Origin of the sequence: Mycobacterium liflandii, assembly GCF_022354805.1 — a bacterium.
GTDB classification, from domain to species: Bacteria; Actinomycetota; Actinomycetes; order Mycobacteriales; family Mycobacteriaceae; genus Mycobacterium; species Mycobacterium marinum.
This window is the reverse complement of sequence record NZ_CP023138.1, coordinates 4,682,939-4,700,980: the sequence shown is the minus strand read 5'-3', so window position 1 is coordinate 4,700,980 and position 18,042 is coordinate 4,682,939. Positions and strand designations below refer to the sequence as shown.

Annotated in this window: 13 protein-coding genes, 1 tRNA gene and 2 pseudogenes; 9 read left to right on the top strand and 7 right to left on the bottom strand. The window is 63.1% G+C overall.

What is annotated here, in order from left to right; all coding sequences use genetic code 11:
* Nucleotides 1–9: 9 nt before the first annotated feature.
* From CKW46_RS20935 to CKW46_RS20915, 5 genes and pseudogenes are all read right to left on the bottom strand, one after another.
* The gene (locus CKW46_RS20935; protein WP_012395280.1) at nucleotides 10–294 is read right to left on the bottom strand and encodes a WXG100 family type VII secretion target; all 285 of its coding nucleotides are present in this window, start codon (nucleotides 292–294) and stop codon (nucleotides 10–12) included.
* 14 nt (nucleotides 295–308) lie between these two features.
* A complete protein-coding gene (gene esxM / locus CKW46_RS20930) occupies nucleotides 309–605 on the bottom strand; it encodes a type VII secretion system effector EsxM (protein WP_161964922.1) in 297 nt (98 codons plus the stop codon).
* A gap of 96 nt (nucleotides 606–701) precedes the next feature.
* On the bottom strand, nucleotides 702–1,904 hold the full coding sequence (locus CKW46_RS20925) for an ISAs1-like element IS2404/ISMul1 family transposase (protein WP_499019315.1): 1,203 nt from the start codon (nucleotides 1,902–1,904) through the stop codon (nucleotides 702–704).
* Nucleotides 1,905–2,060: 156 nt separating this feature from the next.
* Nucleotides 2,061–3,227, bottom strand: coding sequence for a PPE family protein (locus CKW46_RS20920; protein WP_482052344.1), 1,167 nt, complete (start codon nucleotides 3,225–3,227; stop codon nucleotides 2,061–2,063).
* A gap of 440 nt (nucleotides 3,228–3,667) precedes the next feature.
* A pseudogene (locus tag CKW46_RS20915) lies at nucleotides 3,668–4,871 on the bottom strand (ISAs1-like element IS2404/ISMul1 family transposase).
* Nucleotides 4,872–5,635: 764 nt separating this feature from the next.
* On the opposite strand from CKW46_RS20915, the gene CKW46_RS20910 reads away from it, so the two are divergent.
* The 6 genes from CKW46_RS20910 to CKW46_RS20885 all read left to right on the top strand — a co-directional run bounded on the left by CKW46_RS20910 (nucleotide 5,636) and on the right by CKW46_RS20885 (nucleotide 11,822).
* A complete protein-coding gene (locus CKW46_RS20910; protein ID WP_482052343.1) occupies nucleotides 5,636–7,123 on the top strand; it encodes a phospholipase C in 1,488 nt (495 codons plus the stop codon).
* A 626-nt stretch (nucleotides 7,124–7,749) separates the two neighbouring features.
* Nucleotides 7,750–8,952 carry an ISAs1-like element IS2404/ISMul1 family transposase gene (locus tag CKW46_RS20905; RefSeq protein ID WP_482053454.1) on the top strand — a complete coding sequence of 401 codons (1,203 nt, stop codon included), beginning with the start codon at nucleotides 7,750–7,752 and terminating at the stop codon, nucleotides 8,950–8,952.
* Complete coding sequence (locus CKW46_RS20900) at nucleotides 8,928–10,442, top strand: phospholipase C (RefSeq protein ID WP_482053453.1); 1,515 nt, start codon at nucleotides 8,928–8,930, stop codon at nucleotides 10,440–10,442. The genes CKW46_RS20905 and CKW46_RS20900 overlap by 25 nt, the downstream gene beginning before the upstream one ends.
* 352 nt (nucleotides 10,443–10,794) lie before the next feature.
* Complete coding sequence (locus CKW46_RS20895; protein ID WP_041300479.1) at nucleotides 10,795–11,046, top strand: hypothetical protein; 252 nt, start codon at nucleotides 10,795–10,797, stop codon at nucleotides 11,044–11,046.
* 132 nt (nucleotides 11,047–11,178) lie between these two features.
* The gene (gene esxM, locus CKW46_RS20890; protein ID WP_011739602.1) at nucleotides 11,179–11,475 is read left to right on the top strand and encodes a type VII secretion system effector EsxM; all 297 of its coding nucleotides are present in this window, start codon (nucleotides 11,179–11,181) and stop codon (nucleotides 11,473–11,475) included.
* A 62-nt stretch (nucleotides 11,476–11,537) separates the two neighbouring features.
* Nucleotides 11,538–11,822 carry a WXG100 family type VII secretion target gene (locus CKW46_RS20885; RefSeq protein ID WP_011740938.1) on the top strand — a complete coding sequence of 95 codons (285 nt, stop codon included), beginning with the start codon at nucleotides 11,538–11,540 and terminating at the stop codon, nucleotides 11,820–11,822.
* 208 nt (nucleotides 11,823–12,030) lie between these two features.
* On the opposite strand, the pseudogene CKW46_RS20880 reads toward CKW46_RS20885, so the two are convergent.
* A pseudogene (locus CKW46_RS20880) lies at nucleotides 12,031–14,018 on the bottom strand (TPM domain-containing protein).
* A 143-nt stretch (nucleotides 14,019–14,161) separates the two neighbouring features.
* On the opposite strand from CKW46_RS20880, the gene CKW46_RS20875 reads away from it, so the two are divergent.
* Together CKW46_RS20875 and dnaG are read left to right on the top strand one after the other, a co-directional pair.
* Entirely contained in the window at nucleotides 14,162–15,439 is a 1,278-nt protein-coding gene (locus CKW46_RS20875) for a deoxyguanosinetriphosphate triphosphohydrolase (protein WP_117435638.1), read from the top strand.
* Nucleotides 15,440–15,480: 41 nt separating this feature from the next.
* Nucleotides 15,481–17,451, top strand: a complete 1,971-nt coding sequence (gene dnaG, locus CKW46_RS20870; RefSeq protein ID WP_482052341.1) for a DNA primase — start codon at nucleotides 15,481–15,483, stop codon at nucleotides 17,449–17,451.
* Between the two features lie 14 nt (nucleotides 17,452–17,465).
* On the opposite strand, the gene CKW46_RS20865 is transcribed toward dnaG, so the two are convergent.
* Nucleotides 17,466–17,711, bottom strand: coding sequence for a hypothetical protein (locus CKW46_RS20865; RefSeq protein ID WP_011739606.1), 246 nt, complete (start codon nucleotides 17,709–17,711; stop codon nucleotides 17,466–17,468).
* 206 nt (nucleotides 17,712–17,917) lie between these two features.
* Here CKW46_RS20865 and CKW46_RS20860 point away from each other — a divergent pair.
* Nucleotides 17,918–17,993: transfer RNA gene (locus CKW46_RS20860), tRNA-Asn, on the top strand.
* Nucleotides 17,994–18,042: the final 49 nt, after the last annotated feature.

The window sequence follows — 18,042 nt, the reverse complement described above, 5'->3', positions numbered from 1 at the left end:
GTTGGCCAGCTATGCCCAGCTCGAACCCACCGCGGAGTCGGTGCTGGCCATGTTGTTACCGGCAGCCTGCACCTTCTGACCGTGGGCATTGGCCTGCTGGTAGATCACCTGGAAATTACGGCCCAACTGCGAGATGAACTCCTGGCACGCCACCGACCCGGCGCCACCCCAGAAATCCCCAGCGGCCAACACATCACGCACAATCGCCTGATGCTCAGCCTCCAACGCCGCCGCCTGAGCCCGAATCAGCGCCCCATGGGCATCCACATCACCGAACTGGTAATTGATCGTCATCGCCCCAACCCCTCCTAGCTACCCAAAACCTGCTGCGAAGCCTGCTCTTGCTGCTCGTAGTTGTTCGCGTCGCGAACCAACCCGTCACGCACCCCATGCAGCATGTTCACAATGTTGCGGAAGGCCGTGTTCATCTGACCCACGGTGTCCAGCGAAGTCGCCGACGCCATACCGCTCCAGCCCGCGCCGGCGATGTTCTGCGACGACGCCCACATCTTGCGGGCCTCATCCTCGACCGTCTGCGCATGCATCTCAAAACGACCCGCCATGTCCCGCATCGCATGCGGGTCAGTCATAAACCGAGTAGTCACTGCCTATTCCCCTTTCCCAAAAGACATTCAGACCCGACCAAATACCGCAAACCCGAAACCCCGACCAATCACCCCCCAGGGCTCCGGCGTTGTTGATTAGCAGGCTTGTGAGCTGGGGAATTGTGGATTGAGGAGGTCTAGGCGGCGGTTGGCGGTCAAAGCGGTGATCCGGCAGGCTTCGGCGATGTTGTCGGCGCCGTTGAGGCGGTGCAGATTGATCGCGGTGTTGCGTAGCGTTGCTAGGACCTGTGCGCCGTTTCCGGTATGTGCCCTTTGATGGTCTTCGTCGAAGGTGACGTCGGGTATCCAGTGCAGGCTGTTCTCGATTCCCCAGTGTTGACGCATCCAGGTCATGATCGCGGTAGGGCGGGCGTGCTCGAACGGCAGGCTGCAGATGGCATAGACCACCTCCACGCTGCGCTGGTCGGTGGCGGTGATCAAGCGTTCACGAGTGATCCGGATGATTTGTTTTGCGTAGGGGAAGCCGATTCCTCGTGCAGCGGTGATGATTTGCAGGGTGCGGGTCTCGACACGGCCGTGGCCGCGGGAGTCGTCGGTAGCGGCTGCGGGCACCTCGGCCCAGGGCAGCGCGGTGATACGCGCAAGTATTTTGGCTTGGTTGGACTTGACGATCATCAGGTAGTGCGACTTCAAGGTGGCGCAGATCAACTTCGCGGTGACGACCTGGGTATGCATCGCATCCACGGTGACCAGCCACCGCAAGCTACCCGGCAGCAGCGTGAGCAGGGCACGTACGCAGGGAATTTCATTGCTTTTCTCGGCGACAGCGAGTTGACCGAGCACCAATCGGGCACGGTGGGCGAACACCGACACGAGATGCGTGGCTGTCGCTTTGGCGCGTAAAGCACCACGCAGCATCTTGCCGTCCAACGCGATCGGCACCAATCCACTGGGGTCGCTGCTGGCCACGTGTGCAGTGAAGTAACTGCCCATCCTGGCGTTGAGGTCGGCGGGGTCTAGCCGAGACAAAACAGCGCGGAAGGTCTTCTCACTGGGCCGCCGGAACCGGACCCCTAATTGGGCCAACACATCATCGGGAGCGGTGGCCGCCCATGTGGCAAAACCAGCATAGCCGCGCATCCCCGCGGCAGTGGCCAGAACCGCGATCGCCAACAAAGCCATCAGCGAATACCTCCGACCGCGTGGGTCCCTCGGGTCTGGCACCGAGGCCAACACATCGAGAAACTCCGATCCGATGAGCTCGCTGCGCTCACCAGGACTCCAGCGGTCGAACACCTCTGGAACCGACGACACAGGCAATACTGAAACGGTAGGCACGGGCAACTCCAGACCAACGACGAACAGTAACCAACTCGATCGTTCTCCAGATAGCCCGTGCCTACACTCAGGCCCCAATAGCGCGGCACCAAAGATCATCAACCCAGTTCACAAGCCTGCTAATCAACAACGCCGGAGCCCTGAATCACCCCCCGCTTATCCGACACCGATCCGCGGCACCACACTCGGCCGCGACTGCACCACGTGCGGACTCGCGCCCCCACGACCCAACATCCCGCCAGGCATACCCGCCCCGGCACCACCCATACCCATCGGCATCGGCATCATCCCCATCGGAGCCCGGCCCGCCTCCGCCATCCCAGCGGGCATCGCGCCCAACCCGGCCATCGCAGACGTCGACAACCCCTTCGGAATCGACCCCTCCCAGGTCGGCGGCACCGACATCGCACCCACCAACCGGGCCTTACCCAAATCCGCGGCCATCCCCGCACCCAGACCCGCACCACCGAGGCCCTTCATCGGGCTGACGGCATCCACCATCTTGGGCATGTCAGCAGCGGCGAACCCCGCCGCCTGAGCGCCGGCCAAGCCCGCCGAATTCGCCGAATTCAGCAGCTGCATCATCGGCGACATCATCATGCTGGCCGGGTACATCCCAATCTGCGCAACTTGCATGACTGACTGCAACGGCACCGCCGCGGCCGCCGACTGCACTCCCGCCACCACACCGGGCAGCCTAGCGATCGCACCCTCCGCTGCCGGGGAAATCGCCGCCGTCATCGCCGTAGCCACCCCAGCAACCTGCGCATTGATCCCCGCCGCCAGGCCCGCCAAATCCAACGGCGGAATGCTAAACGGCGTCAACGCCGCGGCCACCGAAGTCGCCCCCGCGTCATAACCAACCATCGCGCCCACATCCTGAGCCCACATCTCCACATAGTCGAACTCAGTAGCCGCAATCGCCGGCGTGTTCTGACCCAAGAAATTCGTCGTAATCAACGACACCAACGACGTCCGATTGGCCGTCACCGCCGCCGGATGCACCGTGGCCGACAACGCCGTCTCAAACGCCGTCGCCGCCACCCGAGCCTGACTCGCAGCAGCCGCCGCCTGCCCGGCCGCCGCATCCAACCACCCCACATACGGCGCCGCCGCAGCCGCCATCGACACCGACGCCGGACCCGACCACGGCCCCGACGCCAACGACCAAATCACCGAGTTAAACGACGCCGCCGACGCCGCCAAATCCGCAGCCAGCCCCTGCCACGCCGCCGCAGCCATATGCAACGGCCCAGAACCCGCACCCGAGAAAATCCGCGCCGAATTGATCTCCGGCGGCAACCACGCAAAGTCCAAAATCATCACAACCCCCAACCAATCAGCCGCACTAACGGCTCCGACAACCAACCAACCAACCACAGCGACCCCCAACACGCACAGGAACCTACTGGCGGATCGTAATGTAAATCACAGCAAAAATCTCGCCGTTGCGCAAAGCGCCGCTGATGAATTACGGATATGCGCAGTTCAACGGGTATGGCTGCATCACGGGACCATCTCATCGCAGCTGCCTACTCAGCCGACAACTGCCCGGACTAGCTGTGAATTCACTGTGCTATGAGTTTGATTCGCCGCCTGGGCGACGGCCATATCGGAGATGAATTCGTCCGCTCATCAAGTGCGGCAACATGCGCGCCGCTCTGTCGCCGCTGCGTCAGCCGAACAATTCACCGAGCCCCAACCCGGATTGCGGTTCCGCATGGACTACCAATGGACTACCCCCAGGGCTCCGGCGTTGTTGATTAGCAGGCTTGTGAGCTGGGGAATTGTGGATTGAGGAGGTCTAGGCGGCGGTTGGCGGTCAAAGCGGTGATCCGGCAGGCTTCGGCGATGTTGTCGGCGCCGTTGAGGCGGTGCAGATTGATCGCGGTGTTGCGTAGCGTTGCTAGGACCTGTGCGCCGTTTCCGGTATGTGCCCTTTGACGGTCTTCGTCGAAGGTGACGTCGCGTATCCAGTGCAGGCTGTTCTCGATTCCCCAGTGTTGACGCATCCAGGTCATGATCGCGGTAGGGCGGGCGTGCTCGAACGGCAGGCTGCAGATGGCATAGACCACCTCCACGCTGCGCTGGTCGGTGGCGGTGATCAAGCGTTCACGAGTGATCCGGATGATTTGTTTTGCGTAGGGGAAGCCGATTCCTCGTGCAGCGGTGATGATTTGCAGGGTGCGGGTCTCGACACGGCCGTGGCCGCGGGAGTCGTCGGTAGCGGCTGCGGGCACCTCGGCCCAGGGCAGCGCGGTGATACGCGCAAGTATTTTGGCTTGGTTGGACTTGACGATCATCAGGTAGTGCGACTTCAAGGTGGCGCAGATCAACTTCGCGGTGACGACCTGGGTATGCATCGCATCCACGGTGACCAGCCACCGCAAGCTACCCGGCAGCAGCGTGAGCAGGGCACGTACGCAGGGAATTTCATTGCTTTTCTCGGCGACAGCGAGTTGACCGAGCACCAATCGGGCACGGTGGGCGAACACCGACACGAAATGCGTGGCTGTCGCTTTGGCGCGTAAAGGCACCACGCAGCATCTTGCCGTCCAACGCGATCGGCACCAATCCACTGGGGTCGCTGCTGGCCACGTGTGCAGTGAAGTAACTGCCCATCCTGGCGTTGAGGTCGGCGGGGTCTAGCCGAGACAAAACAGCGCGGAAGGTCTTCTCACTGGGCCGCCGGAACCGGACCCCTAATTAGGCCAACACATCATCGGGAGCGGTGGCCGCCCATGTGGCAAAACCAGCATAGCCGCGCATCCCCGCGGCAGTGGCCAGAACCGCGATCGCCAACAAAGCCATCAGCGAATACCTCCGACCGCGTGGGTCCCTCGGGTCCGGCACCGAGACCAACACATCGAGAAACTCCGATCCGATGAGCTCGCTACGCTCACCAGGACTCCAGCGGTCGAACACCTCTGGAACCGACGACACAGGCAATACTGAAACGGTAGGCACGGGCAACTCCAGACCAACGACGAACAGTAACCAACTCGATCGTTCTCCAGAGAGCCCGTGCCTACACTCCGGCCCCAATAGCGCGGCACCAAAGATCATCAACCCAGCTCACAAGCCTGCTAATCAACAACGCCGGAGCCCTGTACGAAACCCTTATCGATGATCGATTTTCCGATCACGACCGGATTACTCGAGCCGCGAATCTTTTCTGGCTTGAGAATAAGATCCTAGTTGCTCTATTTTGTCGATACTCATGTGGATGAGAGACCCCTGAACAGGGGAAACGCTGTGTTGGTGGGGCCGGGGGTGGGTTGAGAAATAGCTCTATGAGGGATCGATTAGGAATGTGAGACTAGATAAATTTTTGTCGTGACGCCTTTTAAAAAATGTCGTTCCGCAGTTAGTGGCTATCGCTGCGCCGAGCGGCCCGCGGGCGCCGATGCCACCGTGGCCCGCCGGCCTGCGCTCGGGGGATCAACTCCGTCATCCTTCGAAGGATCGCCGGGCCTTGCGGTTGTTGGTAGCTGGTTGCCGATGATCGACGGCGCGACCCCGGCGGTGGTTTTGGCGGCATTTGAATGCAATTCAGGCGACCCGTGAGTTGCCCGAAATCTGTCAAAACCCGCCGCATTGTGCTGCCGAAGCGAACGGCGGATATTGTTATCGGTAACCAAAACCCAGAACGACACGCCGGTCGGCGTGCCGCTGTTGATCGCCTCCGTAACTATACCGTGATCTGGAGTGTTTTCAGGGAGGCAGATTAGGTGAGCGGAAACCCGTTCCGAGGAATGTCGCGCCGGGAGTTCATCGCCAAGATGACGGGCGCTGGTGCCGCGGCATTGCTGATGGACTATGCGGGGCCGGTCATCGAAAAGGCATATGGGGCCGGGCCCTGCTCAGGTCAGCTGACTGACATCGAGCACATCGTGCTGTTGATGCAGGAGAACCGGTCATTTGACCATTACTTCGGCACCCTCTCCAGCATTCGGGGTTTTAGCGACCCATCGCCGACGTTTCAGCAAAAAGGTTGGAATCCCAGGACGCAGGCGCTGGACCCAGCAGGGACCACCATTCCGTTCCGGCTCGACACCACCCGCGGCCCTTTCTTGGACGGCGAGTGTGTCAACGACCCGGAGCACCAATGGACCGCAATACATCTCTCGTGGAACGGCGGCGCCAACGACAACTGGTTGCCCGCTCAGGCGAATACCCGCACGGGGCCGTACGTCCCGATGACAATGGGCTACTACACGCGCCAAGACATACCGATCCACCATTTGCTGGCAGATACGTTCACAATCTGCGACGGCTACCACTGCTCGCTGTTGACCGGCACTTTGCCCAACAGGCTGTACTGGATGAGCGCCTGGAATGACCCGGCTGGCACCAACGGAGGGCCTCAGCTCGTAGAACCCGGCTTTCTGCCGCTGCATCAATACAGCTGGCGCATCATGCCGGAGAACCTCGAAGACGCCGGCGTGAGTTGGAAGGTGTACCAGAACAAAGACGCGGGGCGCGTCATCAATACCCCGATCAGCAACAATGGCCTGGTCCAGGCTTTCAAGCAGTCCGGTGATCCGCGGTCGAACCTGGCCAGGTACGGCATCGCGCCGGGCTACCCGGTGGACTTCGCCGCCGATGTCAAGGCCAACAGACTGCCGAAGGTTTCTTGGTTGGTGCCGAACTTCCTGCAGTCCGAACATCCCGCACTTCCGGTCGCGCTGGGCGCTGTGGCCATGGTGACGGCGCTGCGGATCCTGCTGTCCAATCCCGCGGTGTGGGAGAAGACGGCCCTGATCATCAGTTATGACGAGAATGGTGGCTTTTTCGATCACGTGACCCCGCCGACTGCGCCCCCCGGGACGCGCGGGGAATGGGTAACGGTGCCGGACATCAATTCAGTCCCGGGGTCGGGAGGAATCCGCGGACCGCTGGGGCTGGGCTTCCGAGTGCCCTGCATTGTTGTGTCGCCGTTCAGCCGCGGGGGCTTGATGGTCCATGACATCTTCGATCACACCTCGCAGCTGAAGTTGATCAGCAAATTCGCAACCCCGCCAAATCCGTCGCGGCCCAATTTGAGTCACCCGCTTCTGGCGGCGGTGCCAAAACTCCCGCAATGTATCCCGAACGTGGTGCTGGGAACCTCGGATGGAACTTGCCCTGCCATCCCATATCGAGTGCCCTATCCTCAGTCGATGCCCGGCCAGGAAAGCACCCCGGTGCGTGGGATTCCCAGCGGATTGTGTGTGTGACCAGAGCGCACTGAGGGGATCGCGGTACCGACGACACCCGGCGCGTCCTGATGGTGCGCTGCGGGTTCGCCCTGGTCGGCGTGATCCGGCGAAGTTCTGTGGATTCGATTGGCGGACAATGGAATTAGCCGCTACCGGCGCAGTCGCGTCATCGGTCGGTCCGATGTCTGAAAATGCTTATGCGGCAGGGGCGATTCGCGAGAACCCGTCATTTCCACAGCGGCGGCGGGGATAACACGCGCGCAAGATTGCGGCGCCATACAACGGTTGGGCCCGGTTCACGCATACGCGCGCTATTGGACATGGCAACAATCCCCGGATGACACGCCGGTCGGCATTTGTCGCCTCTGGGCGTCCTCAACATAAGGTGACCCACGACACGCCAAGGAGTGCGCATGGTGAGCCGAGACGCGTTCGCCGGAATGTCACGTCGAGAATTTATGGCTAAGGCCACCGGGGTTGGCGCTTTTCTCACAGACTGGGCAGGGCTCCGGCGTTGTTGATTAGCAGGCTTGTGAACTGGGTTGATGATCTTTGGTGCCGCGCTATTGGGGCCGGAGTGTAGGCACGGGCTATCTGGAGAACGATCGAGTTGGTTACTGTTCGTCGTTGGTCTGGAGTTGCCCGTGCCTACCGTTTCAGTATTGCCTGTGTCGTCGGTTCCAGAGGTGTTCGACCGCTGGAGTCCTGGTGAGCGCAGCGAGCTCATCGGATCGGAGTTTCTCGATGTGTTGGTCTCGGTGCCGGACCCGAGGGACTCACGCGGTCGGAGGTATTCGCTGATGGCTTTGTTGGCGATCGCGGTTCTGGCCACTGCCGCGGGGATGCGCGGCTATGCTGGTTTTGCCACATGGGCGGCCACCGCTCCCGATGATGTGTTGGCCCAATTAGGGGTCCGGTTCCGGCGGCCCAGTGAGAAGACCTTCCGCGCTGTTTTGTCTCGGCTAGACCCCGCCGACCTCAACGCCAGGATGGGCAGTTACTTCACTGCACACGTGGCCAGCAGCGACCCCAGTGGATTGGTGCCGATCGCGTTGGACGGCAAGATGCTGCGTGGTGCTTTACGCGCCAAAGCGACAGCCACGCATCTCGTGTCGGTGTTCGCCCACCGTGCCCGATTGGTGCTCGGTCAACTCGCTGTCGCCGAGAAAAGCAATGAAATTCCCTGCGTACGTGCCCTGCTCACGCTGCTGCCGGGTAGCTTGCGGTGGCTGGTCACCGTGGATGCGATGCATACCCAGGTCGTCACCGCGAAGTTGATCTGCGCCACCTTGAAGTCGCACTACCTGATGATCGTCAAGTCCAACCAAGCCAAAATACTTGCGCGTATCACCGCGCTGCCCTGGGCCGAGGTGCCCGCAGCCGCTACCGACGACTCCCGCGGCCACGGCCGTGTCGAGACCCGCACCCTGCAAATCATCACCGCTGCACGAGGAATCGGCTTCCCCTACGCAAAACAAATCATCCGGATCACTCGTGAACGCTTGATCACCGCCACCGACCAGCGCAGCGTGGAGGTGGTCTATGCCATCTGCAGCCTGCCGTTCGAGCACGCCCGCCCTACCGCGATCATGACCTGGATGCGTCAACACTGGGGAATCGAGAACAGCCTGCACTGGATACCCGACGTCACCTTCGACGAAGACCGTCAAAGGGCACATACCGGAAACGGCGCACAGGTCCTAGCAACGCTACGCAACACCGCGATCAATCTGCACCGCCTCAACGGCGCCGACAACATCGCCGAAGCCTGCCGGATCACCGCTTTGACCGCCAACCGCCGCCTAGACCTCCTCAATCCACAATTCCCCAGCTCACAAGCCTGCTAATCAACAACGCCGGAGCCCTGACAGACTGGGCCGCTCAGGTGATTGAAAAGGCTTATGCGGCCGGTCCGTGCTCCGGACATCTGACCGATATTGAGCACATCGTGTTGTGTCTTCAGGAAAACCGGTCTTTTGACCACTATTTCGGCTCGCTCTCGAGTGTGGACGGGTTCGACACCCCAACGTCGTTGTTTCAGCAGAAGGGTTGGGACCCGCGGACGCAATCGGTCGATCCGGCCGGTACCACGGTGCCCTACCGCATCGATACGACCCGGGGTCCCAACGGAGTTGGCGAGTGCGTCAACGATCCCGATCACCAGTGGATCGCCGCCCACCTGTCTTGGAATGGGGGCGGCAACGACGGCTGGTTGGCCGCGCAGGCCAGGACGCGGTCGCAAGCCAATACACCGGTGGTAATGGGTTATTACGCACGCCCGGACATACCCATCCATTACCTGCTCGCCGACACCTTCACGATATGCGACCAGTGCCACTCGTCGCTGTTGGGCGGGACAATGCCCAATCGGCTGTACTGGATCAGTGGAACCGTCAATCCTGACGGTGACAAAGGCGGCCCTCAAATCGTCGAGCCGACTATTCAGCCGAAGTTGACATTCAGCTGGCGTCTGATGCCAGAGAATCTCAGCGATGCCGGTGTCAGCTGGAAGGTCTACAACAGCAAGTTACTCGGCGGGCTCAACGACACATCGCTGAGCCGCAACGGATATGTGGGCAGCTTCAAGCAGGCGGGAGACCCGCGGTCGGATCTGGCCCGCTACGGCATTGCACCGCGTTATCCCGCCGACTTTGTGCTCGACATCATGAACAACCGGTTGCCGCAGGTGTCGTGGGTCGTCCCCCTGACCGTCGAGTCCGAGCATCCCTCGTTCCCGGTCGCGGTCGGTGCGGTCACCATCGTCAACCTGATCCGGGCCTTGCTGCGAAACCCGGCCGTGTGGGAGAAGACCGCGCTGATCATTGCCTACGACGAACACGGCGGCTTTTTCGACCACGTGACGCCGCCGACGCCGCCGGAGGGTACGCCCGGTGAATGGATCCCCCCAACGGTCGACATCAACACGGTCGAAGGGTCCGGCGGTATCCGCGGGCCGATTGGGCTGGGCTATCGAGTGCCTTGCTTTGTCATTTCTCCCTACAGCCGCGGCGGGCTGCTGGCTCACGAGCGGTTCGACCACACCTCGCAGCTGCAGCTGATCGGCAAGCGATTCGGGGTGCCGGTTCCCAACCTGACCCCATGGCGGGCCAGCGTGACCGGGGACATGACTTCTGCATTCAATTTCGCTGTCCCGCCCAACCCCTCGCCGCCCAACCTCGACCATCCGGCCAAACAACTGCCGAAGCTGATCAACTGCGTACCGAATGCGGTGTTGGGATTTCTCAACGAAGGGCTTCCGTATCGGGTGCCTTATCCCCAGACGACGCCCACGCAGGAGTCCGGACCGGTGCGTGGCGTCCCCAGCGGCATCTGTTAGTCGCTGAATATTTGCCTATGCCAAAGGAAGCCCACCGCCATCGCAGCCGAGCGGCATGGGGCCCACGCGGCGCTGGTCGAGGCGCAGGTCGAGCCGGCGCCGGCCAGACCGTCGTGAGCCGTTCGCTGTGCAAGTCGCACATCGAGCGGCGTCCGTCTGGGCCCCCAGAAAATTCGATCAATCGGGGCATATGGCCCGCGATATTGGCTTACGATGCGGGTGCTTGGTGGTTTGTATTTCGCCATTGAGAGTTGGGGTCTTGAGATCGGCACTGGAAGGGGACAGCGTGCTATTGCCTCTTGGTCCGCCCTTGCCACCTGATGCTGTGGCGGCTAAACGGGGTGAGTCGGGGCTGCTCTGCGGCTTGTCGGTTCCGCTCAGCTGGGGTACGGCCGTTCCGCCGGATGACTACGACCATTGGGCGCCGGAGCCTGAAGAGGGCGCCGAGGCCGTGGTCGAAGTAAACGTGGATGCGGCAGCTGCCGGTACCGACGAGTGGGACGAGTGGGCGGAATGGAGGGAGTGGGAGGCAGCAAATGCCGAACCTCATTTCGAGATGCCCCGTACCAGCAGCGTGATACCGAATTCGCCGGCGGCCGGTTGAGAGAGAGGGGGAAGACAGTCATTCCTTCACGATTGATTGGCGGCTTGGGGATCCCGCAGTTGGCAATACCAACAATCAATCTGCATGAGTAATCCCAGGTAACTGAGTCGAGAGAATTAGGAGACAGGCAAGATGGCAACACGCTTTATGACCGACCCGCACGCTATGCGGGACATGGCGGGCCGTTTCGAAATGCACGCCCAGACGGTTGAGGACGAGGCCCGCAAGATGTGGGCGTCCTCGCAGAACATCGCCGGCGCGGGCTGGAGCGGTATGGCTTCGGCAACCTCGCTGGACACCATGGGTCAGATGAACACCGCTTTCCGCAACATCGTCAACATGCTGCACGGCGTGCGTGACGGTCTCGTTCGCGACGCGAACAACTACGAGCAGCAAGAGCAGGCCTCGCAGCAGGTCCTCCGCGGCTAACGTCCACCGCAGCGAAAGCTGTTGCAGCCAAACACTTTTACAAGCTAAGGAGAACAGGTTCAATGACAATTAACTACCAGTTCGGCGATGTCGACGCCCACGGCGCCCTCATCCGCGCACAGGCCGCTTCGTTGGAGGCCGAGCACCAGGCCATCGTTCGCGATGTGCTGGCCGCCGGCGACTTCTGGGGTGGCGCCGGTTCGGTGGCTTGCCAGGAGTTCATCACCCAGTTGGGTCGCAACTTCCAGGTGATCTACGAGCAGGCCAACTCGCACGGCCAGAAGGTTCAGGCCGCCGGCAACAACATGGCGCAAACGGACAGCGCCGTCGGTTCCAGCTGGGCCTGATAGGTCTGGAGAAGTTTCGGTTCGCGGCGGCGCACCGCTGGCCGGTGCGCCCGCCCTACCGAAAATGTGCACGTCCATGTACGGGTACCCGGTGCCCGCACGTGGACGTGCACATTTTTGTGCCTGATGTTCCCTGTGCCTAATTGTTCCCGTTGTCCGCAACACGCCGAGACGGTCGAGACGGTTGCGTTGGCTGGGGGCGTGGGCGCTAGAACCGCCCGCCGCCGCCCAGGAAGCCGCCGCCGGATGAGTCGCCGGACGAGCCCGAGGAGCCGCCGAACGAGGTGGGGCTCCACCCGCCGAAACCACCGCGCATACCTCCGCTGAGGAGGTCGCCGATGATGATGCCGCCAAGGACTGCGCCGGTATTGCTGCCGCCCTGGCGCGTGTAGGCGCGCTGGGCGGCCTGCACGTCGGAATTGGCCAGCGATTGCGCGTTCGCGGCCAGCGTCGAGGCCGCGTTGGCCTGGGCGATCGCTTCGGTCGGATTGGTCGATCGGTAGCTCTGTGCGGCGTCGAGTCGACGTCCGGCCTCGGCCAGCCGGGTCCTGGCTTCCGGCCCGATACTGCCGCGACGGGTATCGATGTAGTCCGAGACCGCGCGTATCCGCGACTCGGCCGTGAACAGTGCCTGTTCGAGTGAACGTCTGAGGTGTTCGGCGTTTGCCTGCTCCTGGGCGATGGCGGCCAGGAGTCGATCGAGATCGGCGTCTGCCGTGGTGAGCTGGGCAAATGCACTCAGTGGATCCGCGGCGCCGGTGACGCGAGCGTTATCGACGGCCCGAGCGGCCGCATCGCGGGCCGCGATCAGCTCTGCTGCGTAGGCCGATTTGTTGGCCGGTGACTTCTGCAATTGCTCGTTGGCGTGCTGGATGCCCGCCTGAATGTCAGCCAGCACCGACGGCATGGTGGCAACCGCATGTCTGATGTCGCCGGCCGCGCTGTCCACCGCGTCGAGCAGCGAACGAGCCTGACCGAGCGCGGACTCGGCGGCACGTACCGCATCCACCAAACCCGTCTGTTGGCCGCTGACTGCCTTTGCGGACAACTCACGTGCCGAGCTGATGTTGCTATCGGCGAAAGCCAGCAGTTCGTGGGCGGAGGTGACATTGGCTGAGATCGAACTCAGCGCGGTGGCCCCGAACTCGTCGTGCAGCTCGACCAGTCGCTGTTCGGTCGGGGCAATGCGGGTGGTGAGTTCGATGTATTGCTGGGTGAGCAGGTCCAGCCGGGCCGGTGCGTTGATCACCAAGTCACGCAGCTTTTCGAAGGCTTCGGTCTGGGACTCCAGTTCGCGGTCGGCGTTGGCGGCCGAAACGATCACCCGGGTTAGTAGGTCACGCCGCTGCGCGGGTGTCTCGGGGTGCTGTCGTCAAGCTGCTGACGCACGCTAAACGCTTGGGATAGCGCAGCTTTGGCGTTGCGTACCGCCTGGGAAAACGGCGCGGTCCGTTGTTCGCCGAACTCGTCGATCGCCACGGCGAGCTCATTGGAACTGGTGCGCACGGCGTTGTCGACATCGACCACCATTGACCGGGACAGTTCGTCGAGGACGTCCAACGGCACCGCGGCGAGAGCCCGGGCATCGGTGGGGTCGACCCGCCGTGCCGCAGCCAGTGCGTTGGTGCGCCGCCGGCTTGCGCGGTAGCGCATCACAATCCAGAAGATCGCGACGGCTACGGCGAGGACGCTCAGGACGACGAGCAGCGGTATTCCGCCGGACGGGCGTGGCGATTTGTTGAGTCCGTCCGCCGCGGCGACGGCAGCGCCGGCCCAGTCGCCGTCGCGCAGTTTGGGCTCGATCTTGTTGCGGCGCAGACTTTCGACCTGGCTGGAGGTGATCCCGTCCACGGTGGACGGCACCAGGAACGCGTAGGAGCGGGTGACGGTGGCCACGGCCAGTATCGCGTCGTAGTCACCCAGCTCGCTGGTTTGCATGGTGCGCTGCGCCCAGTTCGTGGCGCTCTGCCCGGAGAAATCGTCGACGTAGACCACCCAGAGCCGCACATGTAGCTCGGTGTAGAGCTGGTTGACGGCGGTTGTCACCTTCGCGCGACCCGAACTGGTGAGCGCGTCAGCGTTGTCGGTGACATAGCTCGCCAGCCGGAATGGCGGTTGTGCGCCGGAAGGCGGCGCCAACAGCAGCCCGGTGGTGAAGATCATCAAGATCACGCCAAGTAGGCGGGGGATGCGCATAGCCTAATTTAGCCTGGCGAGCACACAGTCTCATCGGAGCAAGGCTTTGCATGTCCGGGCGATTCGCCGCCGGAGGCAAACAGTGTCGGCGCGAGCGCCGGCCGTGGGTTCCGGCGGCGATCTGCCTGGCAGACTGTGGGGCGGTGAGCACAAAGCAGCAGGAGCCGTATGGCGACTTCGACCGCCAAAGGCGCGTGGTCGAAGCGCCCAAGACCGCGGGTCTGCCGGGCACCGAAGGTCAACATCGCACCGACTTCGCCCGCGACTGCGCTCGAGTGTTGCACTGTGCTGCGCTGCGCAGGCTTGCCGACAAGACCCAGGTCGTCGGACCGCGCGAAGGCGATACGCCCCGCACCCGGTTGACCCACTCACTGGAAGTGGCCCAGATCGGGCGGGGCATGGCGATCGGCCTGGGCTGCGACTTGGACCTGGTCGAATTGGCGGGTCTGGCCCACGACATCGGGCACCCGCCCTACGGGCACAACGGTGAACGGGCGCTGGACGAAGTCGCCACCGGATGCGGTGGCTTTGAGGGAAACGCGCAAAACTTCCGCATTCTGACCAGCCTCGAGCCGAAAGTTCTTGATGAACACGGCCTTAGCGTGGGTCTGAACCTGACCCGGGCAGCACTGGACGCGGTCACCAAATATCCCTGGCCACGTGGCCGCGCGCGGCGCAAGTTCGGTTTCTACGACCAAGATCTGCAACCAGCGCTTTGGGTTCGGCAGGGGGCACCGCAGCGCCGGCCGTGCCTGGAAGCCCAGGTGATGGACTGGGCCGATGATGTCGCCTATTCGGTGCACGACGTCGAGGACGGTGTCGTCTCCGAACGCATCGATCTGCGGGTGCTTGCCGACCATGACGAGGCGGCGGCGCTGGCCAAGCTGGGGGAGAGCGAATTCTCGCGGGTCAGTGCCGACGAATTGATGGAGGCTGCCGGTCGGCTGTCGGGGCTTCCCGTCGTCGCGGCGGTAGGCAAGTACGACGCGATGTTAGCGGCCTCGGTCGCGCTGAAGCAGTTGACCAGCGAGCTGGTGGGCCGGTTCGCGTCCGCCGCGATCGCGACTACCCGGGCCGCGGCCGGGCCGGGGCCGCTGGTGCGTTACCAGGCGGATCTGCACGTGCCCGAGTTGGTGCGAGCCGAGGTCGCGGTGCTGAAAATACTGGCGCTGCAGTTCATCATGTCCGATCCGCGGCATCTCGAGACTCAGGCCCGGCAACGCGAACGAATCCACCGGGTGGCGCAGCTGCTGTATGCGGGGGCGCCGCGCACGCTCGATCCGATCTTTGCCGCGGCATTCAATGCCGCCGGGGACGACGGCGCTCGGATGCGGGTCGTCGTCGATCAGATCGCCTCCTACACCGAGGGCCGCTTGGAACGTATCGACGCCGCGCAGCTGGGCGATGGGAGGGTCGGGTAAGCGGCCTGATGGCGTAGCTGTGCACGCTTTAGACTGAGCCGATGTCGGGTCCGGCGGGTACTAGAGATGCGGGTCGTCCCGGTTCGGGAGGCCGGTCCCGGATTTCTGATCGTGACATCGCCGCCATCCGCGAAGGCGCCCGCATCGAGGATGTCGTCGGCGACTACGTCCAGCTCCGACGCGCCGGCGCCGACTCACTCAAGGGTCTGTGCCCGTTTCACAACGAAAAGTCGCCGTCGTTTCATGTGCGACCCAATCACGGCCACTTCCATTGCTTCGGCTGCGGTGAGGGCGGCGACGTGTACGCGTTCGTGCAGAAGATCGAACACGTCAGCTTCGTCGAGGCGGTGGAACTGCTCGCCGACCGGATCGGTCACACGATCAGCTACACCGGCGCGGCCACCAGTGTGCAGCGTGATCGCGGCAGCCGCAGCAGGCTGATTGCCGCCAATGCGGCCGCCGCGGCGTTTTACGCCGAGGCCCTCGAGTCCCCCGAGGCGGCACTGGCCCGTAAGTACCTGACCGGGCGCAGTTTTGACGCTGCGGCCGCCCACCACTTCGGCTGCGGCTTTGCGCCGTCGGGGTGGAACTCTTTGACAAAGCATTTGCAGCGCAAGGGCTTTGAGTTCAAGGAACTGGAGGCGGCCGGGTTGTCCCGGCAGGGGCGACGTGGCCCGATCGACCGGTTTCACCGGCGCCTGCTGTGGCCCATCCGCTCCTCGGCCGGTGAGGTGATCGGGTTCGGGGCGCGGAGGTTGTTCGATGACGACCCGATGGACGCCAAGTACGTCAACACCCCCGAGACGCTGTTGTACAAGAAGTCCTCGGTGCTGTTCGGAATCGACCTGGCCAAGCGCGATATCGCCAGGGGGCATCAGGCCGTGGTGGTCGAGGGCTACACCGACGTGATGGCCATGCATCTGGCCGGTGTCACCACGGCTGTGGCATCCTGCGGCACCGCGTTCGGCGACGAGCACTTGGCGATGCTGCGCCGGCTGATGATGGACGACAGCTTCTTTCGGGGCGAGCTGATCTATGTCTTCGACGGTGACGAAGCGGGCCGTGCCGCCGCGCTCAAGGCCTTCGACGGTGAACAGAATTTGGCCGGTCAGTCCTTTGTCGCGGTCGCCCCGGACGGGATGGACCCTTGTGACCTGCGGTTGGCCTCGGGCGATACCGCCCTGCGTGACTTGGTGGCCCGACGGACCCCGTTGTTCGAGTTCGCGATCCGCACCGCCCTCGCCGAGTCGGACCTGGAGAGCGCCGAGGGCCGGGTGGGCGCGTTACGCCGCTGCGTACCGATGGTGGGTCAGATCAAAGACCCCACGCTGCGCGACGAGTACGCCCGGCAGTTGGCCGGTTGGGTCGGTTGGGACGATGTGGCTCAAGTCATCGACCGGGTGCGTGGCGAAGCGAAGAACGCCACCAGACCGAACCGGGGTGGTGCCGCGACCAAGACACCTCGTCGCGTCGCTCACGAGTCCACTGACACGGGCTCTGCCGAGCCGGCCGCCGCTCGCCCCGACCCGCGTGATCCGACGCTGTGGCCGCAGCGTGAGGCGCTCAAATCGGCGCTGCAATACCCGGCGCTGGCCGGGCCGGTCTTCGACACCCTGACCGTCGAGAGTTTCACCCACCCCGGGTACGCCGCGGTGCGAGCAGCCATTGACGCGGCGGGCGGCACGGCGACCGGGGTCACCGGGGCGCAATGGATGGACATGGTGCGCCAACAGGCCACTTCACCGTTGACCTCAGGGCTGATCAGTGAATTGACGGTAGAGACGATCCAGGTTGATGAGGAGAAACTGCCCCGCTACATCGGTGGTGTCCTGGCCCGGCTGCAGGAGGTCTGGATGGGCCGGCAGATCGCCGAGGTGAAATCCAAGCTCCAGCGGATGTCACCGATTGAACAAGGCGACGAGTATCACGCGCTGTTTGGCGACCTGGTCGCTATGGAGGCCTATCGACGCAGCCTGTTGGAACAGGCCAGCGGCGATGACCTCACCGCGTGAGACGGGGCGTCAGGTCAGGGTGCGGCCTTGGGTTGGCGTTCAACGACGACCGTTTGCGTGTCGATCTCGGTCAACGTGACGAACCCGGAATCGGGGGAGACGCGGTTGGCGATCTTGCGGCGTCCGGCGTCGATCACCGTTTTGGCGGCGGGGCTGCCGGTAAGCGCGCGATAGGTGCCGGCGATCTGCTCGTAACGGCGGCGCCCGGCCTTCGCGCCCAACACGTAACCCAGTCCCAGCAGGGCGACATACCCGATCAATGCGGTCCCTCCGACTAACGGTGCGGTTGCTTCTATCCTGCCTCACGGGCACGGCGGTGCGCTTGCCCGATCCCTCCAGCCGGGTGCGCGGCGCCGAAAAAACGACGATCGGGTGGGTATCTGGTCCCTCTGATAGTTGGGCGCAGGTCTACCAGTACGCTAGAGTCGTTCCGCGATCTGCACCACCGTTCGCATGGACCGGTTAGTCCCCTGTAGCTCAATTGGCAGAGCATTCGGCTGTTAACCGAAGGGTTGGAGGTTCGAGTCCTCCCGGGGGAGCCAAGATAGTTAGACGGGTCGCTTGATCGATTGATCGGCATTCCGCGGACAT